Genomic DNA, 22,391 nt, shown 5'->3' with positions numbered 1-22,391 from the left:
TGGCGCGAGCGCCGTGTTTCCAACCCTCGCCCTTCCTTCGCCTCATCCGAGGGCTCCCCGCGCCGGGCTTCATGTTAGAGGCGTGGCGGGATGCAATTCCAAGAGCCCACAGCGACGGCGTTCCTCCTGACGGTGTTCGGTCTCCTGATGGGCGTGAGCGCGCTCTTCAGCCGTGCCGCCGGACGGTTCGGTGTGCCCGTGGCGCTGGTCTTCATTCTGCTCGGCGTGCTGGGCGGCTCCGAGGGCCTGGGTGGCATCGCCTTCGAGGACTACGGCTTCACCTTCCGCCTGGGCACCGTGGCGCTGGTGCTCATCCTCTTCGATGGCGGCCTCAATACCCCGCTGGCCTCGGTGAAGGAGGGGTTGCGGCCCGCGGCGGTGCTCGCCACGGTGGGCGTCATTGGCACGGCGGCCTTCATGGGGCTTGCCGCTCACCTCTTTGGCTTCGACTGGAAGCATGCGCTCCTGCTGGGGGCCATTGTGTCCTCCACGGACGCGGCGGCCGTCTTCGCGGTGCTGCGTGGCAGTGGTCTGCTCCTCAAGCGCCGGGTGGGGGTGACGCTGGAGCTGGAGTCCGGCCTGAACGATCCCATGGCCGTCATCCTCACCACGGCGCTCACCGAGGCGCTCGTGAGTGGCGAGCCCCTGGGCTGGGGCATTCTGCTGGGCGCCGTCGTGCAGATGGCCGTGGGCGCGGCCATGGGCCTGGGGTTCGGGTACGCGGGCCGGCTCCTGCTCAGGCGCGCGCGCTTGCATGCCGGTGGCCTCTACCCCGTGCTCACGCTGTCACTGGCCTTCCTGGCCTTCGGGCTGCCCACGCTCTTCTACGGCAGTGGCTTCCTCGCCGTGTACGTGGCCGCCATGCTGCTGGGCAATGAGGCCATCCGCTACCGCAGTGGCCTGCTGCGCGTGCATGACGCCATCGCCTGGCTGTCGCAGGTGGGCATGTTCCTCATGCTCGGGCTGCTCGTCTTCCCCTCACAGCTCGTCGCGGTGACGTGGACGGGGTTGGGGCTGGGGCTCGTGCTGGCCTTCGTCGCCCGGCCGCTGGTGGTGGTGCTCTGCCTGCTGCCCTTCCGCTTTCCCTGGCGTCAGTCCCTCTACGTGGGATGGGTGGGCCTGCGAGGCGCGGTGCCCATCATCCTGGCCACCTTCCCCGTGCTGGCCCAGGCCCCCGGTGCCCTCCCCATCTTCAACGTGGTGTTCTTCATCGTGGTGGTGAACGCGCTCGTCCCCGGCGCCACGGTGGGGTGGGTGACGCGCTGGTTGGGGCTTGTCTCCCAGGCCCCACCCCCACCCACGGCCACCATGGAGCTGACATCCACCCACCTGCTCAACGGCGAGGTGGTGCCCTTCTACATCGACCCGGCTTCGGCGGTGGCGGGGGCCACCATCGCGGATCTCCCCCTGCCCGAATCCGCCGTGGTGACGCTCATCGTCCGAGGCAGCGAGCTGGTGCCGCCCAAGGGCCGCTCCGCGCTGCTCGCGGGCGACCACGTCTATGTCTTCTGCAAGGAGGAGGAGCTCCCGCTCGTCCAGCTTCTTTTCGGTCAGCAGATGCAGGAGTGAGGTCGCTCCACGAGGAGAAAGCGGGTGGCCTGTACGTCGGAGCGAGGGTCAGGAAGGCGACCGGACCTCGTAAGGGGTACCCTCGCCCCGGTGGTTTGATTCCTCCATGCCTTCTCGTTCGCGTCGAACCCCGAGACATGTCTCCGCGATCGCTCCCTCCAAGGGGTCCCCTGCGTTCCTGGAACCGGCCACCCTGGAGCCTGACAGCCTGGACAGCGAGGCGGGATTCCGCCTCCTGGTCGAGAGCGTGGAGGACGCTGCCCTCTTCATGCTCGGCCCGGATGGCCGCATTGCGACCTGGAACGCGGGCGCCGAGCGCATCAAGGGCTACCGCGCCGGGGAGATCCTCGGACGGCACCTCTCGGTGCTCTACCTCGAGGAAGACGTCGCCGCGGGCCGTCCCCAGCGGCTGCTGGCTGAGGCGCAGGCCCAGGGCAAGGCTCGGGACGAGGGCTGGCGTGTGCGGCGGGACGGCTCACGCTTCTACGCCCTCGTCTCCCTCACGGCGCTGCGCAGCCCGGACGGCCAGCTGCGCGGCTTTGCCAAGGTGACGCGCGACATCACCGTCCGCCGTGAGACCGAGGCTCGGCTTCGTGAGGCGTTGGACGCGCTGCGTCGCAACGAGGCCTTGTCCCTCATGGGCACGTTGGTGGCGGGAGTGGCTCACGAGGTGCGCAATCCCCTCTTTGGTATCTCCGTCACCCTGGATGCCTTCGAGGCGCAGTACGGCGATGCGCCGGGGACCGAGCGCTACGTCTCCGTGCTCAGGCGCGAGGTGTCGCGCCTCAACGAGCTCATGCGCGGGTTGCTCACCTACGGTCGGCCGTCGAGCACGGAGCTGATTCCCTGCACCCTCTCCAGCGTGCTCGCGGAGGCGGTGGACGCCACCTCCGCCCTCGCTCGGGAGCGAGAGGCGCGCGTGGAGGTCCAGGTGGAGCAGGGCCTGCCCCGTGTGCCCATGGATCCGGGCCGGCTCGCCCAGGTGTTCCAGAACCTGCTCGCCAATGCGCTCCAGCACTCTCCGTGCGGCGCCTCCGTCCGGCTCACCGCGCGGCGGCTCCAGGATGAGGGCGCCACCCGGGTGGAGTGCGTGGTGGCGGACCAGGGTCCTGGCTTCTCCCCCGAGGACCTGGCGCGAGTCTTCGAGCCCTTCTACACCCGCCGTCAGGGGGGCGTGGGTCTGGGGCTCTCCATCGTTCAGCGCATCGTGGAGGAGCATCACGGAACGGTGTCGGTGGGTCACGGCCCCTCGGGAGGGGCGGAGGTCCGGGTGTGTCTTCCCGTAGAGGCGTAGGCGTGAGACAGGTGCGTGGCCGGGTCCTCGTGGTCGATGATGAGCCGTCGATCCGCTTCGGCATTCGCCACTTCCTCGAGGCCCAGGGGCTGGCGGTCCTGGAGGCGGAGGGCTGCCGTCAGGCTCGCACGCTCTTCCGCCAGGACCGGCCGGACGTGGTGCTGCTCGACTACCGCCTGCCGGACGGCACCGCGTTCGACTTGCTCCCGGAGCTGCGCGCGGTGGACCCCTCCATCCCCGTGCTGGTGCTCACCGCGCACGTGTCGCTCGACACAGCCATCCAGGCCATCAAGCTGGGCGCGGAGCACTTCCTCCCCAAACCCGTGGAGATGCCCGCCCTGCTCCTATTGGTGGACCGCCTGCTGGAGGCCCATAAGGCCCGCCGTCGCCAGCAAGCCCAGGTTGCCAACGGTCCGGGGGATTTGGAGCCCTTCCTCGGTGAGAGCCGGGCCATTCGCCGCCTGGAGGCCACCGCGCGCCGCGTGCTGGACAGCGACAGCCCCGTGCTCCTCCAGGGGGAGACGGGCACGGGCAAGGGCGTGCTCGCCACATGGCTGCACTTGAACGGTCCGCGCACTGGAGGCCCGCTCGTCCAGCTCAACTGCGCTGGGCTGTCGCCCCAGTTCTTGGAGACGGAGCTCTTCGGCCACGAGCGCGGAGCCTTCACGGGCGCCGTGAGCCGCAAGCAGGGCCTGCTGGAGGTGGCCCACCGGGGCACCGTGTTCCTCGACGAGGTGGGCGACATGGATCTCCAGGTGCAGCCCAAGCTCCTCAAGGTGCTGGAGGAGAAGCGCTTCCGCCGGCTGGGCGAGGTGGAGGACCGCGTGGTGGACGTGCGCCTCATCGCCGCCACCCACCAGGACCTGAGCGAGGCCGTGCGCGCGCAGCTCTTCCGCGGAGACCTCTACTTCCGCATCAGCACCCTGCCGCTGCGCATTCCCGCGCTGCGCGAGCGGCCCGAGGACATCCCCGTTATCGCTCGGACGCTGCTCGCGGGGCTCTCGCGAGAGCTGGGACGCCCTGGGTTGGAGCTCTCGTCTGGGGTCGATGCTGCCCTGCGCTCCTACTCCTGGCCCGGCAACATCCGAGAGCTGCGCAACGTGCTGGAGCGCGCTGTGCTTCTCTCGTCCTCGGCCACCCTGCGGCCGGCCGACCTGCACTTCAATCCCGTCATCGCCCAGGTGCTCTCTCCCTCTCCCTCCGGGCCTGGCGTGCCCGCGTCCGAGGGCTCGGAGCTGGACCTGACGCTGCGCGAGGTGGAGCGCCGCCACATCGCCCGGGTGCTCGCCGCCGAGGGCGGGCACGTGGAGCGAGCAGCCAAACGTCTAGGAATTCCGCGGAGTTCGCTCTACCAGAAGCTCAAGACCCTGGGCCTCTCGTCCAAAGTCTAGAATCCAGAATCCGGACACCAGACTCAGTCCCTGAGAATCCAAGCCACTCGTTGCGATTCCGAGGAGTTGTCACCTGGTTCACAGTGGCGTGTGGATTGCTCTTGCGCGGGGCAGATGAAGCCCGAGTTGGAGAAGGTCCACGCCGTCTTCCTCACCGAGACGGAGGAGCAGCTTGTCACCCTGGAAAGGGACCTGCTGACCCTCGAGTCCTGCCCCGGCCCGGAGAGCCTGCGAGCTGCCTTCCGGACGGTACATACCCTGAAGGGCGGAGCCGCGGTCATGGGCCTGACCGAGGCGGTGGAGCTCGCCCATACGCTCGAGGAGCTGCTCACCCGGCTGGAGGCCGGCGTGCTGGTGCTGCACTCGGGGTTGGGCACCCTGCTGCTGCAGGCCGTGGACGCGATGCGCGAGCTGGTGGGGCTGAGGCCCGTGACCGAGCCCGACCTGCGCCTGCCCGCGAAGGATGTGCACGCCCTGCTCGCCTCCACCGTGGAGGCGGCGCGGCCCATCGCGTCCAGCGCGGGGCGCGGCTGCGCGGAGAAGTCCGGGCTCGAGGTCCAGGCCGAGGCCCCGAACCGTGAGCGCACCCTGCGCGTGGGGTTGGACCGGTTGGACCGGATGTTGGACCTCACGGGAGAAATCGCCATCGCGCGCGGGCGCCTCACCTCCATGCTCACGCAGGCGCACCGCTACTCGCCCCAGCAACTGCTGGAGGCGCACCGCGAGGCGGACCGGCTCTACCTGGACCTGCAGGAGCTGGTGATGAAGGTGCGGATGGTGCCAATTGGCCGCACCTTCCAGACCTTCACGCGCACGGTGCGCGACCTGTGCCAGACCACCGGCAAGCTGGTGCGGCTGGAGACGAGCGGCGAGGACGTGGAGGTGGACACCACCGTCACCGAGCTCATCCGGGATCCGCTCACCCACCTGGTTCGCAATGCGATGGACCACGGCATGGAGACGCCGGAGGTTCGTCAGGCGTGTGGGAAGGACCCCACCGGCACGCTCTCGATGCGCGCCTTCCATGAGGCGGGCAGCATCGTCATCCAGGTGGCCGAGGACGGGCCGGGGCTGGACCGCGAGCGCATCCTCGCGCGCGCGCGGGAGCGGGGGCTGCTGGGACCGGACGAGGATCGTCCGGATGCGGACCTCTTCCAGTTCATCTTCGAGCCGGGCTTCTCCACCGCCCCGCGCGTCACCGAGCTGTCCGGCCGGGGCGTGGGCATGGACATCGTGAAGCGCAACGTGGAGATGCTGCGCGGCACCATCTCCCTGGAGACCACGCCCGGGAAGGGCACCACCTTCTCCCTGCGTCTGCCGCTCACGCTCTCCATCATCGAGGGCTTCTCCGTCGGCGTGGGCGAGGAGACGTATGTGATTCCGCTGGAGCACGTGGTCGAGTGCGTGGAGCTGCCCCAGCCCGAGCGCACCTCCGGCCGCACCGGCGTCTTCAACCTACGGGGCGAGCCGCTGCCCTACCTGCGCCTGCGCGAACACCTCTCGCTGGGAGGCGAGCCGCCGTCCCGCGAGAGCATCGTCGTCATCGGCCAGGGTCGCGGCCGGGCCGGCATCGCCGTGGACACCCTGCTCGGTCAGGGCCAGACGGTCATCAAACCCCTGGGCAAACCCTGTCAGGGATTGCCTGGCCTCGCCGGCTCCACCCTGATGGGTGATGGCCGGGTGGCGCTCATCCTCGATGTCCCCGCTCTTCTTCAACAGGCACTCAAGGCGGCCCCATCCGCCGCCGCTGCCTGAGCCCCTCTCTCGTTCGCAACTGACTCCATGACCTGGTTCTACAATCTAAAGATCTCCTCGAAGCTGGTTGTCTCCTTTCTGCTCCTGAGCTCCCTCACGCTCGTGTTGGGCGTCTTCGCCATCAGCCAGATGGAGTTGATGAACAACGCCACCGATGAGGTGACGGACAACAGAATGCCGAGCCTCATCTACGTCTCGGACGCGAACACCGACACCTCGGACTTCCTCATCGCCGAGTTGCAGCACGTCCTCTCGACCGATGCCAATGAGATGGCCCAGTACGAGCGGGAGATGCGGACGCTGTTGGAGACGATTGAGCGCGGCCTCGACAGGTATGAATCCCTCCTCAACCACGAGGATGAGCGGCGCCTGTACGGGGATTTCACCCGGCTGTGGAAGGACTATCTGGAAGTGCACGACAAGGTCATCGCGCTCTCGCGCGCGGGCCAGCAGGAGGAGGCCCGCCGGCTCTACCGTGAGAGCGCGAAGCCGGCCTACCTGGCCGCCAACGACAAGCTGGAGGAGTTGGTGGCGTTCATTCAGGCGGACTCGAAGAAGGCGTCGGACTCCTCGGATGCGATCTATGCGACCGCGCGGGGGTGGATCACCGGCACCATGGGGGCCAGCTTCCTCATTGGCCTGATCATCAGCCTCTTCATCGCCCAGGTCATCTCCCGGCCGTTGAACAACGCGGTGCAGGTGGCGGACCGCATCGCCGAGGGAGACCTCACCGTGCGCATCTCCTCGGAGACGCAGGACGAGACGGGCCGGTTGCTGAGCGCCTTGCAGCGCATGGTGCAGAAGCTGGCGCAGGTCATCGGCGAGGTACGCGAGGGCTCCAATGCGCTCGCGTCGGCGTCGTCGCAGGTGTCTTCTTCCTCGCAGAGCCTGTCACAGGGCACCAGCGAGCAGGCCAGCAGCGTGGAGGAGACCACCTCCAGCCTGGAGCAGATAACTGCGAGCATCACGCAGAACCGGGACCACGGCCGGCAGATGGAGCAGATGGCGGTGCAGGGCGCCCGGGACGCGGAGGAGAGCGGCAAGGCGGTGAAGGAGACGGTGGAGGCGATGAGCTCCATCGCGCAGAAGATCTCCATCATCGAGGAGATTGCGTACCAGACGAACCTGCTGGCGCTGAACGCGGCCATCGAGGCGGCGCGGGCAGGGGAGCACGGCAAGGGCTTCGCGGTGGTGGCCACGGAGGTGCGCAAGCTGGCGGAGCGGAGCCAGACGGCGGCGCGTGAAATCAGCGGGCTGGCCTCCAACAGCGTGAAGGTGGCGACGCGCTCGGGAGAGCTGCTGGGAGAGCTGGTGCCGTCCATCCGGAAGACGGCGGACCTGGTGCAGGAGGTGGTGGCGGCGTCGGTGGAGCAGGCCAGCGGGGTGGGGCAGATGAACAAGGCGATGGGGCACGTGGATCAGGTGACGCAGCGCAATGCGTCGGCGTCCGAGGAGCTGGCGTCCACGGCGGAGGAGCTGTCCTCCCAGGCGGAGGCGCTCAGCCAGCTCGTGTCCTTCTTCCGCGTAGGGGAGAGCGCCGAGCGTGTCGAGCGGAACAACTGGCGCGCGACGCCGCCCCGGCCCACGGCGGGTGGCCACCCGGTGGGGCACGCCATTTCTGCCGCTCATGGGTTGAAGGCCGCGGCCAACGGCGTCGTCCCCGTGGCTCCTTCCCCACGTGTCTCCGTCCCCGCCGCGCTGTCGGACGAGGACCGCGAGTTCAAGCGCTTCTAGGTGACAGCCATGAGCACACAGCCTGCTGCTTCGTCTATGCAATACCTCAGCTTCATCATCGCCGGAGAGGAGTACGCGCTCGGCATCCTGCAAGTGAAGGAGATCATCGAGTACGACACGGTGACGCGCATTCCCGGGGCGCCCGTGTGGGTGAGAGGGGTGTTCAACCTGAGGGGAAGCGTGGTGCCGGTGGTGGACCTGGCGGTGAAGCTGGGGATGGCGCCTTCCCAGCTCACGAAGTGGAGCTGCATCGTGGTGGTGGAGGTGAGGATGGGGGGAGAGCGCATCGTGCTCGGACTCCTGTCGGACGCGATCGGACAAGTCATCGAGCTGGAGCCAGGAGCCGTGATGCCACCGCCAGCGTTCGGCACGCCGGTGCACGTGGACTACCTGCAGGGGATGGGCCGCGTGGGCACGGGCAAGAAGTTCGTGCTGCTGCTGGACATCGACAAGGTGCTCAACAACCAGGAGATATTGGCGGCCAGCTCCTTGAGTGTCCCGGTGGCCGCTCCCTCTGAACCCGCGGTCCCGTCCCTTGGCACTTCCTCGTCCAGCTCGACGTAGAGACCGCTGCACGGATGCTCGGCCTGTTGCACGAGAGCTTCAACACCTTCACGGTGGCCCCGCCCGCTGCGGGGCCTGAGTTCCTTCGTTCGCGACCGATCTATGACCTGGTTCTACAACCTGAAGATCTCCTCGAAGCTGCTCATCTCCTTCCTCGGCTCGAGCGCCCTCACCCTCGTGCTGGGCGCCTTCGCCATCAACCAGATGGAGTTGATGAACGACGCGACCGATGAGGTGACCGACGATCGGATGCCGAGCCTCATCCACGTGTCGGACGTGAACACCGACACCTCGGACTTCCTCATCGCCGCGGTGCAGCACGTCCTCTCGACCGATGCCGAGGAGATGGCCCAGCTCGAGCGGAAGTCGCAGGAGCTGCGCGAATCCATCGAGCGCGGACTCAACAAGTACGAGTCTCTCATCACCCGCGAGAAGGAGCGGCGCCTGTACGAGGAGTTCACCCGGCTCTGGAGTGAGTTCCTGGAGGAACACGACAAGGTCGTCGTGTTCTCCCGCGCGAACCAGAAGGATGAGGCCAAGGCGGTCATCCGAGCCCGCTCGCGGCGAGCCTACCTGGCCGCCAGCGACAAGCTGGAGGAGCTGGTGACCGCCATCCAGGAGTCTTCAGGGAGGGTGTCGGAACGATCCGATGCCACCTATGCGACCGCGCGGGAGTGGATACTCGGCACGACGGGGGCCAGCTTCCTCTTCGGCGTGGTGCTCAGCCTCTTCATCGCGCGCGTCATCTCCCGGCCGCTGAACGAGGCGGTGCAGGTGGCGGACCGCATCGCCGAGGGGGACCTCACCGTGCGCATCTCCTCGGAGACGCAGGATGAGACGGGCCGGTTGCTGAGCGCCTTGCAGCGCATGGTGCAGAAGTTGGCCCAGGTCATCGGCGAGGTACGCGAGGGCTCCAATGCGCTCGCGTCGGCGTCGTCGCAGGTGTCTTCTTCCTCGCAGAGCCTGTCACAGGGCACCAGCGAGCAGGCCAGCAGCGTGGAGGAGACCACCTCCAGCCTGGAGCAGATAACTGCGAGCATCACGCAGAACCGGGACCACGGCCGGCAGATGGAGCAGATGGCGGTGCAGGGCGCCCGGGACGCGGAGGAGAGCGGCAAGGCGGTGAAGGAGACGGTGGGCGCGATGAGCTCCATCGCGGAGAAGATCTCCATCATCGAGGAGATTGCGTACCAGACGAACCTGCTGGCGCTGAACGCGGCCATTGAGGCGGCGAGGGCGGGAGAGCACGGCAAGGGCTTCGCGGTGGTGGCCACGGAGGTGCGCAAGCTGGCGGAGCGGAGCCGGACGGCCGCGAAGGAGATCTCAGGGCTGGCGACGAGCAGCGTGAAGGTGGCGACGCGCTCGGGAGAGTTGTTGGGATCGCTGGTGCCGTCCATCCGGAAGACGGCGGACCTGGTGCAGGAGGTGGTGGCGGCGTCGGTGGAACAAGCCAGCGGGGTGGCGCAGATGAACAAAGCGATGGGGCACGTGGACCAGGTGACGCAGCGTAACGCGTCGGCGTCCGAGGAGCTGGCGTCCACGGCGGAGGAGCTGTCCTCCCAGGCGGAGGCGCTCAGCCAGCTCGTGTCCTTCTTCCGCGTGGGAGATGGCTCCGTGCATGGTTCTCGTCCCAGGTACCTCCCTCCCATGGATTCCGCGGGGCACGGGCTGAAGAAGGTGGCGGCGTGAGCGAGAGCATCCAGGAGGAGCGAGAGCCCGGGCCTTCCCCCGAGCCATCGCCGATCACCGACAAGGAGTTCACCGGCTACCAGCGGCTCGTCTATCGCGAGGCGGGCATCTGGCTGTCACCGGTGAAGCGGGCGCTGTTGGTGGGGCGGATCTCGCGGCGGTTGCGGGAGCTGGGAGGATTGTCGTACGGCGCCTACCTGCGGAAGGCGGAGGAGGATGCGGCGGAGCGGGTGCGGCTGCTGGATGCCATCTGCACGCACGAGACGCACTTCTTCCGCGAGCCCAAGCACTTCGATTTCCTGGAACGCGTGGTGCTGCCGCAGTGGCGAGAGCGGGGTGACACCGGGAGCGGAGAGGGGCGGCGGGTGCGCGTGTGGAGCGCGGGGTGCTCGTCGGGGGAGGAGCCGTTCACCCTGGCCATGGTGCTGCGTCACCACCTGCCGCAGCGGGAGGGCTGGGACATTCAGGTTCTGGCGACGGACCTCTCCACGCGCGTCCTCGAGCGGGCCCGTCAGGCGCTCTGGCCCCTGGAGAAGTCGGAGGAGATTCCGACGCACTACCTCCGAGCCTACATGCTGAAGGGGACGGGCAGTCAGGAAGGGAAGATGAAGGCAGGCCCCGAGCTGCGCGAGCTGGTGCGCTTTCAGCGGGTGAACCTGAACGATGGACAGGGCGTGGTGGGGCGCTTTGATCTCATCTTCTGTCGCAATGTCCTCATCTATTTCGATGCGGCCTCGAAGGAGCGAGCGGTGGATCGGCTGTTGAACCATCTGTCGCCCAACGGGTTGCTGTTCCTCGGGCACTCCGAGAGTCTCTCGGGTCTGGGATGGCGCGTGCGCACGGTGATGCCTACCGTCTACGCGCCGCGCGGGTAGCACATGATCTCAATGCTACGGGTGCTCGTGGTGGATGACTCGGCGGTGGTGCGCCAGGGCGTGCTGATGCTCCTGGAGCACGTGCCGGGCATGGCGGTGGAGGTGGCGTCGGATCCCCTCATCGCTCGCGAGAAGATGAAGCGCCAGCGGCCAGACGTCATCCTGCTGGACCTGGAGATGCCGCGCATGGACGGGCTGACGTTCCTGCGCGAGCTGATGCGGGAAGACGAGCCGATTCCGGTGGTGGTGTGCTCGGGGTTGGCGGGGCCGGGCTCGGAGCTGGCGGTGCGCGCGCTGGAGGAGGGCGCGTTGGAGATCATCACCAAGCCGTCGCTGGGCGTGGGGGAGTTCCTGCGCGACTCGCGGACGCGGCTCGTGGAGGCGCTCCGGAACGCGGCGAGGGCGCGGACCCGGCTGGCGCGGCGGGGACCTCCGGTGCGTCTGGAGCCGGAGCTGCTGGAGCGGCCCTCACCCTCGCTGCTCGCGGTGACGACGGACAAGGTGGTGGCGGTGGGCGCCTCCACGGGCGGCACCGAGGCGCTGCGGCAACTGCTGGAGCCGATGCCTCCGGACTGTCCGGGGATCGTCATCGTGCAGCACATGCCGGAGCTGTTCACCTCGGCGTTCGCGAAGCGGTTGAACGAGCTGTGCCGCATCGAGGTGAAAGAGGCGGCGCAGGGAGATCGGGTGCTGCAGGGCAGGGCGCTCATCGCACCGGGCAACCGGCACCTGCGGGTGCGGCGCACCGGTGGGCACTACCAGGTGGAGCTGCTCGACGGAGGGCGGGTGTCGGGGCACAAGCCGAGCGTGGACGTGCTGTTCCAATCCGTGGCGCGAGCGGCGGGGGAGAACGCGGTGGGGGCGCTGCTGACGGGGATGGGGGATGACGGCGCGGACGGGCTGCTGGCGATGCGGCAAGCCGGGGCGTCCACCATTGCCCAGGACGAGGCGAGCTGCGTGGTGTTCGGCATGCCGCGCGCGGCCATCGAGCGAGGAGCGGTGGATGAGATTCTTCCGCTCGGAGCCATCTGCGCGGCCGTGCTGCGCCGGGCCCGTCAAACCCGCGCGCTCCGTTAGGTATATCCCCTCTCCCCACGGGAGAGGGAGTATCAGTCCACTCGGTTACTTCCCTGATGGGGATTCGGGACCCGCGTAGCCTCCCGTCGCCAGCCGCTCCGCGCTTCGCTCGTACACCTCGACCGGGTGCTCGCGTACACCCGTGGCATCCGCCCACCGGTTGTAGAAGTTGAACAGCGCGCAGACGGTAATGGCGTCGTAAATCGCCTCGTCCGTCCAGCCTGCCGCCTTCACCGCGTTCACGTCCTCCTGTTGGATGTGCTCCGACTCGCGGTTGACCTTCGCCACGAAGCGGAACAACACCCGCTCGGCCTCCGAAAGGGGAGCCGTCTCGAGATTCTCCAGGACAGCCTGGACCTTCTTTTCATCGCCCAGCATTCGCGCCGCGACCGCGGCGTGCGAGTTCGTTCAATACACACACTGGTTGCGCCGCGACGTGAAGGCGGCGATCAGCTCGCGCATTCCGGGCGGCAGGGGCGAGGGGCCTCGCATCACCGCCTGGGTGAACTGCGCCAGCGCCTCCGCCATCTGCGGTTTGAAGGCAAACAAATGCCAGAGGCCCGCGGGAGGCGTTGCACTCTGCCGAGCGCGCCGGATGAGCTCCGCGTAGGGGCCCGTGCCCTCGTGCTCCTCGATGTCCTTCAGGAACATGCTGTTTCTCCTGTCTCTCTTGTCTTCCGATGGATTCTCGTTATAGCACAGTGCGTCATGGTACCCGCCGCATGACGCGGGTGGGTGCCCGACAGAGGGCAACTTCCTTGAAACGACGTCTACAGAGCAACCCGGCGCGTGTTCTCGGGGCCGCGCTGACGCTGGGCGTGTGCCTATGGGTGACTCCCACCCGGGCGCAGCAGAACACCTCCGTGCTGACGGGCACGGTGGTGGATGCGAACAACAAGCAACCCGTCGCGGACGTGGTGGTGACCGCCACTTCGCCCAACCTCCAGGGCGAGCAGTTGGCCGTCACCGACGCCACAGGCCTCTACCGGATTCCGCAGCTGCCTCCCGGTGTCTACACGCTGCGTTTTGAGAAGGAGGCCTTCCAGCCTTACTCGCGCGGCGACATCACCCTGCGCCTCAACAGCACCGTCCGCTACAACGTGGAGCTCCTCCCCGACTCCTTCCAGGGAGACGTCTTCGTCGAGGCCACCGCGCCCGCCGTGGACGTGGGCTCCACCCGCACGGGCGTGAGCGTGGACAAGGAGATGGTGAACCGGCTCGCCCTGGTGCGCCCCGGCTCCAAGGGGTCGGCGTCCCGCTCCTTCGAGAGCCTCGCCGAGCTCGCCCCCGGTGCCAGCGCGGATGCCTATGGCGTGTCCATCAGCGGCACCACCTCGCCGGAGAACGGCTTCCTCGTGGATGGCCTGTCCACCGGCAACCCGGCGCTCGGCATCCTCGGCACGCCGCTGTCTGCCGAGTTCATTCAAGAGGTGAACGTCATCACCGGTGGCTTCATGCCTGAGTTTGGCCGCGCCACCGGCGGCGTGATGACGGCCGTCACGAAGTCCGGCTCCAACGAGCTCCACGGCTCCGTCTTCGGCAACCTCACTCCCGGCTTCCTCGAGGGCACGCCCACCCGCGTGGCGCGCGAGGGCACCGTCATCACCACCACCCAGCAGCTGTGGAACCTGGGCGACTTCGGCGCCACCCTGGGTGGCCCCATCCTCAAGGACAAGCTCTGGTTCTTCGCGGGCGTGGCGCCGTCCTTCACGCGCCGGGCGCTCGACCGGAGCCTCAACGCCTTCGTGCTGGGCGAGGACGGCAAGCCCCTCAAGAACGAGGACGGCTTCTCCCGCACCGAGCTCATTCCCAACAGCACCACCCGCTACTTCGCGGACCAGCGCTCCGTGCAGTACCTCGGCAAGCTCACCTGGCAGGTGCACGCGGACCACAGCTTCACGCTGTCTGTGTATGGCACGCCGGGCAGCTCCGGTGGCCCGGGCCGCTTCGGCTACAACCTGGACAACGGCGCCGTCGAGGTGGAGAACCTGAACGGCCGCTACGAGGCGCTCGCCCACCGGTACGACCAGGACGCGCGCGACGTCTCCCTCAAGCTGTCCTCGTCCTTCCTGGACAAGCGCGTGCTGCTCGACGTCAACGCGGGTTGGCATCACCAGTACGACTCCACCCTGCCGGTGGACGGCAGCGGCATTGGCAATGCGTCGGGCCTGTCCGGCACGCCTCAGTTCGAGATGCGCCGCACCGGCACCCGCGACGTGCCGAACTACTATTCCATCAACGACCTCGAGCAGCTGGCCGACCCGTCCCTGTGCGATCCCGCCGGCACGGCCAACGCCGTGCGCTGCCCGGTGTCCTCCAGCTACCTGCTGGGCGGCCCTGGCTTCTTGATGGAGCGCACGGTGGACCGCTACCAGGCCAACGCCGTCGGCACGCTGCTGCTCAACGCGCTCGGCCACCACGTCATCAAGGCTGGCATTGACGCCGAGGTGATGACCAACCGGGACGCGCGCGCCTACTCGGGTGGTGTGCTCTACCAGGAGTCGACCGATGGGACGAAGTTCCAGGACTTCCGCTCGTTCGGCTACCTGGTGGGCCCGGACCAGGTGAGGATCCAGCCGGTGGTCCCCTCTTCTACCCGTGCCAACGCCCTGGGCGCCTTCGTGCAGGACAGCTGGAGCATCCTGGATCGGGTCACCCTCAACGCGGGCCTGCGCTACGACGCGCAGGCCATCTACGGCAACGGCGGCGATCTGGCCTTCGCGCTGCCGAACCAGATTTCTCCGCGCGTGGGGCTCGTCTACGACTTCACCCAGAGGGGCCGCTCCAAGCTCTTCGCCAGCTACGCGCGCTACTACCAGAACGCGGTGCTGGCCATGGTGAACTCGCAGTTCTCCAACATCACCCGAATCCGCGCCACGCGCAGCCGCGCGCCCATCGCGGGAGGCCCAGGGTGTGATCCGCTCACCCAGGTCGCGCCCTACTCGGATTGCGCCGACGCGCGTAACGTGACCGTCCCCAAGGACACCAGCCCCACCACCCTCAGCGGCCGGTACTCGCAGACCTTCGCCATCAACAGCCCGGTGGACCCGGAGCTGAAGCCCCAGTCCTCCGATGAAATCGTCCTGGGTGCCGAGTACGAGGTGCTCCCGCGCGCCACCCTGGGCGCCACGTACACCCGGCGCTCCATGAACGACGTCATCGAGGACATGTCCATCAACGAGACGACGAACTACTTCATCGGCAACCCGGGCCGAGGCATCGCCTCCGTGTTCCCCAAGGCCATTCGCGACTACGACGGCGTCTCCGTCTACTTCAACAAGGCGTTCTCGGACCTGTGGCTCGTGCAGGCCAGCTACACCTGGTCCTACCTGCGCGGGAACTACTCCGGCCTCTTCCGGCCGGACGCCAACCAGCTCGCCCCCAATGTCACCTCGGACTTCGACCTCACCTCCATGGTGGACAACAAGGAGGGCCCGCTGCCGCTGGACCACACCCACGCTATCAAGGTGTTCGGCTCGCGCGAGTTCGTGCTCTCGCCCTCGTCGAGCCTCGATGTGGGGCTCTCGTATCGCAGCCTCTCGGGTGCGCCGCTCAACGTGCAGGCCTCGCACTATCTCTACGGCACCGGTGCCAGCTTCATCCTTCCGCGCGGCAGTGGCGGCCGGCTGCCCTGGGTGCACAACGTGGATGCCCACGTGGGTCTCAACTACAAGCTTGGCCGAGGCCTCATCGGCACGGTGACCCTGGACAGCTTCAATCTATTCAACTTCCAGGCCGTCACGTCGGTGGACCAGAACTACACCTTCGACAACGTCGACCCGCTCGTGGGCGGCACGGCGGCGGACCTCAAGACCGTGAAGAACCGGAACGGCGCGGCGCCGGCCCTCAATCCCAACTACCAGAAGCCTCTCACCTACCAGACGCCCCGCAGCATCCGCATTGGCGCGCGTCTGTCGTTCTGACCGGAGCAACGCATCATGAAGACACATCGAGCCCTTGTGTGGATGGTGCCGCTCGGGTGCGCGGCCTGGTTGGGCGCGTGCGGCGTCGAGCAGCCAGCGCCCCAGTGCACGGTGGGGCGCGGCGACCATGCCGTGCGCTACACGTTGAAGATGGGCGCGGGGACGTGCGCCCAGAAGAAGGCGGAGATCATCGGCGCGCAGGCCTTCCGGACGCCCGGCTCCGGCGTGCCTCCCACGCTGGTGCTGAAGCCGGCGCCGCTGGCGGCGCTGGAGGGGAAGGATCCGGACCACTCCGTCACGGCCTCGGGAGACTTCACCACCGAGTACCCCAATGAGGACGGGGTCTGCGAGGTGCCGAGCCTGTCCGAGGCGCGGCAGGTGGTGAGCCCGGAGCCCGGGACGACGGTGGACCTGCGCTACCAGTGGAGCAACCTGCGCATCCAGGGCCAGGCGGCGATTCCTGGCACGCAGTGGACGGCGGAGCTGACCTACTCGGAGGGGGACTGCACGGCCACGTACGAGGCGGTGGGCGTGTTCCCGGCCTTCAAGTGCGAGCGCCAGGAGAACGGCCAGACGGTGCGTGATCCGAGCCTCTGCAAGCAGCCGCGGCCGAGCCTGTCGATGGATCCAGCGTTCCCCATCTTCTGCGAGGAGACCACCAACCTGTGCGTGCTGGACGGCCAGCCGCCGGCGTTGATTCCCTGAGCGCCGAACGCAGGCATGCCCTTCTGATGACTTCCGCCGCCGGGGACCGGACTTCCGGGCGGCGGGAGAGGGCCGTTTCCCGTTCCCCCGGAGCCCGAGGTGCCGCCCTTGCCCCCCTGGCGGAGGGCCGCCTCGAGTCGTCTCTCCAGCTCTCGGATGTCGAAGGGTTTGCGCAGCGAGGCGAAGGCGCCAAGTTGCTGGTGTTGTAGCGCCTGCCTGTCGAGGTCCCGATGGGCGGAGATGAGGATGACGGGGATATGGATGCCTCGCTGGCGCAGCTCGGCGAGGACGCGCGTGCCGTTGAGCACGGGCATCATCAGATCGAGCACCACGACATCGAACTCGTGTTGTCCCAGCAGCTCCAGCGCGATGGCGCCGTCCTCGGCGGGGGTGACTGCGTAGCTGGCCTCGAGCAGCAATGTGAGCGAGTCGAGGATGTCTGGGTCGTCGTCGACGAGGAGCACGCGCTTCATGCCCGCCCCTCCTCCGGTGCCTCGGGAAGGAGCAGGGTGAGGGTCGTCCCCTGTCCCAGCTCGCTCTGGATGCGGAGCCCTCCACCGTGTGCTTCCAGAATCTCCTTCACCAGGGACAGCCCGAGCCCAAGCCCGGGGTAGTTCTCCGGGGAGACGTTGCTCGCGCGGAAGTAGCGCCGGGTCAGGGAGGGGAAGTCGGCGGCGGGAATCCCGATGCCGGAGTCCTTCACGGACAGCGCGAAGCCCGCGCCCTCGCGAGCGAGCGTAACGTGGATGGGGCCTCCCTTGGGCGAGTACTTGACGGCGTTGGTGAGCAGGTTGCTCAGCACCTGCTCCATGCTCAGCTCCAGCTCCTCCTTGTGCATGACGAGCGGCAGCTCCGCTTCCAGGCGGCCCGTTTCCTCCAAATCCTGCACCAGGGAGGAGACCCGCTCGAGCTGCGCGTTCAACCGGAGGAGTGGGCTGCTCGTCGCCAGCTCTTCCTGGGCCTGAGAGAGCTGTCGGCGCAGTGCCTCCATGTACATTCGCATCGAGGTGAGCGGGGTGCGCAGCTCATGGGTGGCGAGCGCGAGGAACGTCGCCTTGGCCCGGTTCGCCTCTCGGCGCTCGTGCACGTCCACGCAGCTGCCGATGAACCCGGCGAACTGGCCCGCGTCGTCGGTGAAGGGGACGCCCCGGTCGAAGATGTAGCGGTAGACGCCGTCGTGGCGTCGCAGTCGGTACTCCATCTCGAAGGCGGTGCGCCGCTCGAAGTTCGAGAGGTAGGTGTCCATACAGCGGCGCAAATCATCCGGGTGGACGCCCGAGATCCACCCGTCTCCCATCTCCTGTTCGAGCGTGCGCCCCGTGAAGCGCAGCCACGTGGCGTTGAAGTAGTTGCAGTGGGCGTCCACGCCGGAGCGCCACACCATCGTCGGGGCGTGCTCAACCAGGAGCCTGTACTGCTCGGGTGGGAGTGATGTTTCCATAAGGGCTGCGAGCGAAGGTGCTGGTGCGTTCTAAGCCTTCATTGGCAACGCTTTGTTTGTGTTGGAAGCTTGTGGTTGCTCCTGTTCAAGCCGACAGGCGAGCGCCTGACAGTCCAACCTGCTCTTCACTCCAGACCCAGAGGCGCTCGGCGAGCGCCAGGTCGCTCGCCTGCTTGGACACGGGGGAGATCTTCTTCCTGTAGAAGTACTCGCCGGAGACGTGGGTGAGCTCCGGGCTCGTCGCCAGGTACACGGAGGTCTCCGCGCCCTGGGCCGGCGTGAGGAAGAAGAGCTTGAGGAAGCCCATGATGGCTCCGCCGAAGCCCGTCTGCCGGTCGACGCCCAGGCTGGTGCCGACCGCTCCGGGATGCACGCAGTTGGCCGTGACGGAGGTTCCCCGGAGCCGCTGCGCGAGTCCCTTCGTGAACAGGATGTTGGCGAGCTTGGACTGCGAATAGCTCCTCCACACGTTGTAGTTCCGGGTGAGGAACGGGTCCTCCCAGTGGATGGACCCGATCTTGTGCGCGCCCGAGCTGAGATTGACGATCCGCCCCTGGGGCGCTCGCTCGAGCGCCTCGCGCAGCAGGTGGGTCAGCAGGAAGTGGCCGAGGTGGTTGACCCCGAGCTGCATCTCGAAGCCGTCACGGGTCGTCTCCCGCTTCAGGCTGATGACGCCCGCGTTGTTGATCAGCACATCCAGGGTGGAGTGCCGGGCCCGGAAGGCCGCGGCGAACTGCCGGATGCTGTCGAGCGAACCGAGATCGCACTGCATGAGCTCGAGCTTGTCTGATTGGCTCTGCCGGCGGGCTTCGGCGAGGGCCTTTTCGCCTCGCTCGGCACTGCGGCAGGCCATGACGACGGTCGCGCCCTGGCGGGCCAGCTCGATGCTTGTGGCGAGTCCGATGCCCGAGTTGGCTCCGGTCACGACGACAGTCTTGTTGTTCATGGGTTCGTTCCTGGTCGGTGAAGTGCTTCTCCCCAGGTGCGTGCCTACCCTGGAGGAGAGGCGCTCAAAAGAGGGAACGAACCATGAGACGGCTCACGGTGGTGGGATTGACGGTGCTGGGGCTCGCGGTGGGGGCGGGTTGCCGAGAGCGGGAGGAAGCTCGCACGGCGGCTACTCCAGCGGCGGAACGGGCCGTGGAGGATCCGCTGACGGGCTCGGTGGCGGGAACGGTCGCCCAGACTGCCGGGAGCGCGCTCCACCTGCACGAGGCGGACGGCAAGCGCATCGTCCTGAACACGGATGGGCAGACGCGGGTGGTACGAGACGGACAGCCGGTGGGGCTGGAGGCGCTCCAACCCGGGACCGAGGTGCGCGCCTCCTACGTCATCAGTGGGACGGATTGGATGGCGCGCGAGGTGGATGTGGTGTCCCCCGCGGCGAAGTGAGGCGCCGCGTCAGTGAGAGTCCGTGGAGGACGCGGTGCTGGTGTCCTCCTTCCACATGATGCACGTGCCGCGGTAGCCCCTGAGGGTGCGGCCGGAAGTGTGGCCTCCGTTCATCCCGCCGGTGCCGACGATCTCCACGCCGTCATTGCTGCCCAGCAGCACGAGCCCATCGCAGCCTCGGAGGGCCGCTTCCTCACGCAGCCGCGTGAAGACGGTCGTCTCGTTGTCGACGCTGTAGATGCTCTCCTGCTGGGTTTCGATGAGGCCCACCTCGACGAAGGGGCGCTCCGGCTTGGTGGCGGTGAAGACCTGCACCGAGTTCGCGCTTCGCGGTTGCATCATGCGCGGCGGCGTGTTGGTGGGCATGTACGCGACGCGTGTACCACAGCCAGTGATGGTCGCGGCGAGCAGGAGCAGAGAGCCAATATGCTTCAAGGATTCCCCCCAGAGGGAAAGGTGTGGGGGCGGACTCGTACCGAATGCGAGCACGAGGGGTCAAGTCGGGCACGGGCTTTCACTCCGAGGGTTCATCCAGGCCCGCCAGTTGGGGCAAGCTGTTCCGCCATGACTGCTACCGGTACCGTGTTGGTGTTGTCCCTGCTGGGCGCTCCGCCCGCTTCGTCGTCGGATCCGCTCTGCGCGAATCGCGAGCCCTGTCGTGTCGTGGAGACGCTCGAGGGGGGCAAGGACGCGCAGGGCCGAGCCCTGCAGGTGAAGCGGCTGGACCTGGGGTGGGCGGACGTGGAGACGTGGAGCCAGTCCGCTGGGCGTCGGTTCGGCCCGGGTGGGCGCAAGGCCCAGGGCTCGCGAGCGGAGGGCCAGTGTGAGGCCGCCGAGTGGTGGCTGCTGCGTCCGTCCCAGCCGGCCCAGCTCCTGCTGGCGGTGTGCAACGACGGTTATGGCGCCGCGGGTGTGGGCGAGGACTCGGTGACGGTGGTCGACAACTACTTCACCCACGAGCAGTCAGGCGGCAGCCGGGAACGGTGGTCACACGCGCGCACGTTGCAGCTCTCCCCGCTGCGGCTGACGAGCGAGAACCGCAGGTCCTCCGACGCCCTGGCCTCGGAGGGAGGAGAGAGCGGCGAGTCCTGGGATTATCAAACGCTGCGCGGAGACGTGGTTGTCGCCGCCCCCACGTGCAAGCCAGGCGAGTCCTCGCCGGGGGAGCGGACCCTGCCGTACCTGCCCCAGGTGAAGGTGGAGCCGGCGTACCTCCAGGGCGGGTGGAAGCAGGCGGGACTTGGCGAGTGTGGTTTCAGCTCGGGCCACTTCTTGTTGGGCAACCAGGACGACCCGAAGGATGCGTCGCTGAAGGCGCTGCTGGTGGCGCCGGACACGCTGCTTGTCGAGGTGCGCGACGACAAGTGGACGGGCCCGAGCGCGAAGTGGCTCAACGATGACCACGTCGAGCTGTGGCTGGCGCCTCAGGCGCCCCAGGAGCTCACGGGGTGCGGCAAGCCCACGGATGCGCAGAAGCCCTCGCAGTGGGGCATCCGCATCGCCGATGGCCAGGTGTTCCCCGCGTTCGGCTCGCCCAAGCAGCCCCTCCAGGTGGAGCGAGCGGAGCTGCCCGGCAAGCAGGGCTACGTCCTGAAGCTGAAGCTGCCCACGCCCTTCAAGGGCATCAGCGTCGTCTACAGTGACAGCGACAGCGGGAAGAAGCAGGAGCTGATGCTGGCCACCAGCCTGGTGAAGTTCGGCCGGCCCGAGACGCTCAACCCCGTGCGCGTGGTGCCCCCCGAGGAGGCGACGTGCGCGGTGAAGAACGGGCAGCTCTCGGTGGTGCAGGGTTCGCCGCTGAAGTCCGAGCCGGATGTGGCCGTGCTCCGCAACCCGTAGCGCGGCCGGGACCCCCAGTCCCTTTTCCTCACACCCGGTGCTGGGACATGCTCCGCGTCCTTCCATGGCCATGTCCCGTTCCGTCCCCGCCCTGTTGTCCCTGTGTGCTCTCGTCTCGCTCGGCGCCTGTCGCAAGAGCGAGCCCGCCCAGGGCCAGAAGACCGTGCACCCCGTGGTGGAGGCGCGCCGGGAGTTCCAGACGAAGCTCAAGGATGCGCCCGACACCACGCCGGCCCCGCAGCCGCCCGCGGGGGTGTTCGAGAAGGTGATGTACCCCGCGCCGCTCGGCAACAATGTCGCTTATGTCACCCCGGTGCGCGAGGGGCCCAAGCGGCCGGCCGTGCTGTGGATTCAGGGCGGCTTCAACTGGGGCATCGACGAGAGCGCCTGGGAGGCGAGCCCTCGCGACAACGACCAGAGTGCCCGTGCGTTCCGTGAGGCGGGCCTGGTGCTGATGCTGCCCGCGCTGCGCGGCTGCAGCGGCAACCCCGGCTCGCGCGAGTACTTCCTCGGCGAGGTGGATGACGTGCTCGCCGCGCTCGATTTCCTGGCGCGCCGCCCGGACGTGGACCCCGAGCGCATCTACCTGGGTGGCCACAGCACCGGCGGCACGATGGCCCTGCTCGCCGCGGCCAGTGGACCCCGCGTGCGGGGCGTCCTCGCCTTCGGCCCCGTCGCCTACGCCTACTATGGGGAGACCGGCACCGCGCTGGATCGCGCCAAGGGCGAGGAGCTGGGGATGCGCAGCCCGGTGGTCTTCATGAAGTACATCCGCGTGCCGACGCTGGTCATCGAGGGCGAGGAGGGCAACACCTCCGCCTTCGAGCCGCTGCGTAAGGCCGCGAAGGACGCGCCCGTGCGGTTCGTCACCGTGCCCGGGGGTTCGCACTTCAACATCCTGGCCCCGCTCACCGAGCTGCTGGCCCAGCGCATCCTCCAGAACGACCCGGCCGCGCTGCCCACCGCCCTGACCGAGCAGGAGGCCGTCCAGGCGATGCGGGCCGAGGCCTCCGCGCACTGAGGCCCGGCCTTCCCGCTAACGTGACTCGGTACCGCCCCGGTCTTCTCCCCTTCCCGGGGCGTGCACCACGCCCAGCCGGCAGTGGACGTGGAGCGACAGCCCCACCTCCTCGAGGGACGCGG

General features: G+C 68.0%; 19 protein-coding genes and 1 pseudogene. 14 read left to right on the top strand and 6 right to left on the bottom strand.

What is annotated here, in order from left to right; translation table 11 throughout:
- The first annotated feature begins 90 nt into the window (after positions 1 to 90).
- From F0U60_RS49060 to F0U60_RS49020, 9 genes are all read left to right on the top strand, one after another.
- The gene (locus F0U60_RS49060; RefSeq protein WP_395811178.1) at positions 91 to 1,569 is read left to right on the top strand and encodes a potassium/proton antiporter; all 1,479 of its coding nucleotides are present in this window, start codon (positions 91 to 93) and stop codon (positions 1,567 to 1,569) included.
- A 106-nt stretch (positions 1,570 to 1,675) separates the two neighbouring features.
- Positions 1,676 to 2,863 carry a nitrogen regulation protein NR(II) gene (locus F0U60_RS49055; protein ID WP_395811176.1) on the top strand — a complete coding sequence of 396 codons (1,188 nt, stop codon included), beginning with the start codon at positions 1,676 to 1,678 and terminating at the stop codon, positions 2,861 to 2,863.
- A 2-nt stretch (positions 2,864 to 2,865) separates the two neighbouring features.
- Entirely contained in the window at positions 2,866 to 4,254 is a 1,389-nt protein-coding gene (locus F0U60_RS49050; protein WP_395811174.1) for a sigma-54-dependent transcriptional regulator, read from the top strand.
- 114 nt (positions 4,255 to 4,368) lie between these two features.
- Positions 4,369 to 6,009, top strand: coding sequence for a chemotaxis protein CheA (locus F0U60_RS49045; protein ID WP_395811172.1), 1,641 nt, complete (start codon positions 4,369 to 4,371; stop codon positions 6,007 to 6,009).
- A 27-nt stretch (positions 6,010 to 6,036) separates the two neighbouring features.
- Positions 6,037 to 7,743, top strand: coding sequence for a methyl-accepting chemotaxis protein (locus F0U60_RS49040; protein WP_395811170.1), 1,707 nt, complete (start codon positions 6,037 to 6,039; stop codon positions 7,741 to 7,743).
- 9 nt (positions 7,744 to 7,752) lie between these two features.
- The gene (locus F0U60_RS49035; protein ID WP_395811168.1) at positions 7,753 to 8,307 is read left to right on the top strand and encodes a chemotaxis protein CheW; all 555 of its coding nucleotides are present in this window, start codon (positions 7,753 to 7,755) and stop codon (positions 8,305 to 8,307) included.
- Between the two features lie 102 nt (positions 8,308 to 8,409).
- Complete coding sequence (locus F0U60_RS49030) at positions 8,410 to 9,996, top strand: methyl-accepting chemotaxis protein (protein ID WP_395811166.1); 1,587 nt, start codon at positions 8,410 to 8,412, stop codon at positions 9,994 to 9,996.
- A complete protein-coding gene (locus tag F0U60_RS49025) occupies positions 9,993 to 10,871 on the top strand; it encodes a CheR family methyltransferase (protein WP_395811164.1) in 879 nt (292 codons plus the stop codon). Before F0U60_RS49030 ends, F0U60_RS49025 begins: the two co-directional genes overlap by 4 nt.
- A 12-nt stretch (positions 10,872 to 10,883) precedes the next feature.
- Entirely contained in the window at positions 10,884 to 11,948 is a 1,065-nt protein-coding gene (locus tag F0U60_RS49020; protein WP_395825770.1) for a chemotaxis response regulator protein-glutamate methylesterase, read from the top strand.
- Positions 11,949 to 11,993: 45 nt separating this feature from the next.
- Here F0U60_RS49020 and F0U60_RS49015 read toward each other — a convergent pair whose 3' ends face one another.
- Both F0U60_RS49015 and F0U60_RS49010 read right to left on the bottom strand, forming a co-directional pair.
- Positions 11,994 to 12,326, bottom strand: coding sequence for a carboxymuconolactone decarboxylase family protein (locus tag F0U60_RS49015; protein WP_395811162.1), 333 nt, complete (start codon positions 12,324 to 12,326; stop codon positions 11,994 to 11,996).
- A gap of 30 nt (positions 12,327 to 12,356) precedes the next feature.
- The gene (locus F0U60_RS49010) at positions 12,357 to 12,599 is read right to left on the bottom strand and encodes a peroxidase (protein ID WP_395811160.1); all 243 of its coding nucleotides are present in this window, start codon (positions 12,597 to 12,599) and stop codon (positions 12,357 to 12,359) included.
- Positions 12,600 to 12,706: 107 nt separating this feature from the next.
- Here F0U60_RS49010 and F0U60_RS49005 point away from each other — a divergent pair, with 107 nt between their 5' ends.
- The gene (locus F0U60_RS49005) at positions 12,707 to 15,871 is read left to right on the top strand and encodes a TonB-dependent receptor domain-containing protein (protein WP_395811158.1); all 3,165 of its coding nucleotides are present in this window, start codon (positions 12,707 to 12,709) and stop codon (positions 15,869 to 15,871) included.
- 15 nt (positions 15,872 to 15,886) lie between these two features.
- Positions 15,887 to 16,576: a hypothetical protein gene (locus F0U60_RS49000; protein WP_395811156.1), complete on the top strand. Its 690-nt coding sequence runs from the start codon at positions 15,887 to 15,889 to the stop codon at positions 16,574 to 16,576.
- A 146-nt stretch (positions 16,577 to 16,722) separates the two neighbouring features.
- On the opposite strand, the pseudogene F0U60_RS48995 reads toward F0U60_RS49000, so the two are convergent.
- The 3 genes and pseudogenes from F0U60_RS48995 to F0U60_RS48985 all read right to left on the bottom strand — a co-directional run.
- Positions 16,723 to 17,049: pseudogene (locus F0U60_RS48995) on the bottom strand (response regulator); the annotation flags it as partial.
- Complete coding sequence (locus tag F0U60_RS48990; protein ID WP_395811154.1) at positions 17,046 to 18,017, bottom strand: ATP-binding protein; 972 nt, start codon at positions 18,015 to 18,017, stop codon at positions 17,046 to 17,048. The gene F0U60_RS48990 and the pseudogene F0U60_RS48995, both read right to left, overlap by 4 nt.
- 85 nt (positions 18,018 to 18,102) lie before the next feature.
- Positions 18,103 to 18,963 (bottom strand): SDR family oxidoreductase, encoded by an 861-nt coding sequence (locus F0U60_RS48985; protein ID WP_395811152.1) that lies wholly within the window; start codon positions 18,961 to 18,963, stop codon positions 18,103 to 18,105.
- Between the two features lie 83 nt (positions 18,964 to 19,046).
- On the opposite strand from F0U60_RS48985, the gene F0U60_RS48980 reads away from it, so the two are divergent.
- Positions 19,047 to 19,409, top strand: a complete 363-nt coding sequence (locus tag F0U60_RS48980; RefSeq protein ID WP_395811150.1) for a hypothetical protein — start codon at positions 19,047 to 19,049, stop codon at positions 19,407 to 19,409.
- Positions 19,410 to 19,418: 9 nt separating this feature from the next.
- Here the strand turns inward: F0U60_RS48980 and F0U60_RS48975 are convergent, their stop codons facing one another.
- Positions 19,419 to 19,844 (bottom strand): hypothetical protein, encoded by a 426-nt coding sequence (locus F0U60_RS48975; protein WP_395811148.1) that lies wholly within the window; start codon positions 19,842 to 19,844, stop codon positions 19,419 to 19,421.
- Positions 19,845 to 19,973: 129 nt separating this feature from the next.
- Between F0U60_RS48975 and F0U60_RS48970 the strand changes: the two genes are divergently transcribed.
- Entirely contained in the window at positions 19,974 to 21,248 is a 1,275-nt protein-coding gene (locus tag F0U60_RS48970) for a hypothetical protein (RefSeq protein ID WP_395811146.1), read from the top strand.
- A 64-nt stretch (positions 21,249 to 21,312) separates the two neighbouring features.
- On the top strand, positions 21,313 to 22,269 hold the full coding sequence (locus F0U60_RS48965) for an alpha/beta hydrolase family protein (protein ID WP_395811144.1): 957 nt from the start codon (positions 21,313 to 21,315) through the stop codon (positions 22,267 to 22,269).
- Positions 22,270 to 22,391 lie beyond the last annotated feature (122 nt).

The organism is Archangium minus (assembly GCF_044360475.1).
Lineage (GTDB): Bacteria > Myxococcota > Myxococcia > Myxococcales > Myxococcaceae > Archangium > Archangium minus.
Note: the sequence above shows the minus strand (reverse complement) of the source record. Positions and strands in the feature narration are given on the sequence as shown.

Bases quoted from the DNA above. Each gene is read 5' to 3' on its own strand.
- F0U60_RS49060 (WP_395811178.1), top strand. From the start codon at position 91: ATGCAATTCCAAGAGCCCACAGCGACGGCGTTCCTCCTGACGGTGTTC.
- F0U60_RS49055 (WP_395811176.1), top strand. From the start codon at position 1,676: ATGCCTTCTCGTTCGCGTCGAACCCCGAGACATGTCTCCGCGATCGCT.
- F0U60_RS49045 (WP_395811172.1), top strand. From the start codon at position 4,369: ATGAAGCCCGAGTTGGAGAAGGTCCACGCCGTCTTCCTCACCGAGACG.
- F0U60_RS49040 (WP_395811170.1), top strand. From the start codon at position 6,037: ATGACCTGGTTCTACAATCTAAAGATCTCCTCGAAGCTGGTTGTCTCC.
- F0U60_RS49035 (WP_395811168.1), top strand. From the start codon at position 7,753: ATGAGCACACAGCCTGCTGCTTCGTCTATGCAATACCTCAGCTTCATC.
- F0U60_RS49030 (WP_395811166.1), top strand. From the start codon at position 8,410: ATGACCTGGTTCTACAACCTGAAGATCTCCTCGAAGCTGCTCATCTCC.
- F0U60_RS49020 (WP_395825770.1), top strand. From the start codon at position 10,884: ATGCTACGGGTGCTCGTGGTGGATGACTCGGCGGTGGTGCGCCAGGGC.
- F0U60_RS49015 (WP_395811162.1), bottom strand. From the start codon at position 12,326: ATGCTGGGCGATGAAAAGAAGGTCCAGGCTGTCCTGGAGAATCTCGAG.
- F0U60_RS49010 (WP_395811160.1), bottom strand. From the start codon at position 12,599: ATGTTCCTGAAGGACATCGAGGAGCACGAGGGCACGGGCCCCTACGCG.
- F0U60_RS49000 (WP_395811156.1), top strand. From the start codon at position 15,887: ATGAAGACACATCGAGCCCTTGTGTGGATGGTGCCGCTCGGGTGCGCG.
- F0U60_RS48990 (WP_395811154.1), bottom strand. From the start codon at position 18,017: ATGGAAACATCACTCCCACCCGAGCAGTACAGGCTCCTGGTTGAGCAC.
- F0U60_RS48985 (WP_395811152.1), bottom strand. From the start codon at position 18,963: ATGAACAACAAGACTGTCGTCGTGACCGGAGCCAACTCGGGCATCGGA.
- F0U60_RS48980 (WP_395811150.1), top strand. From the start codon at position 19,047: ATGAGACGGCTCACGGTGGTGGGATTGACGGTGCTGGGGCTCGCGGTG.
- F0U60_RS48970 (WP_395811146.1), top strand. From the start codon at position 19,974: ATGACTGCTACCGGTACCGTGTTGGTGTTGTCCCTGCTGGGCGCTCCG.
- F0U60_RS48965 (WP_395811144.1), top strand. From the start codon at position 21,313: ATGGCCATGTCCCGTTCCGTCCCCGCCCTGTTGTCCCTGTGTGCTCTC.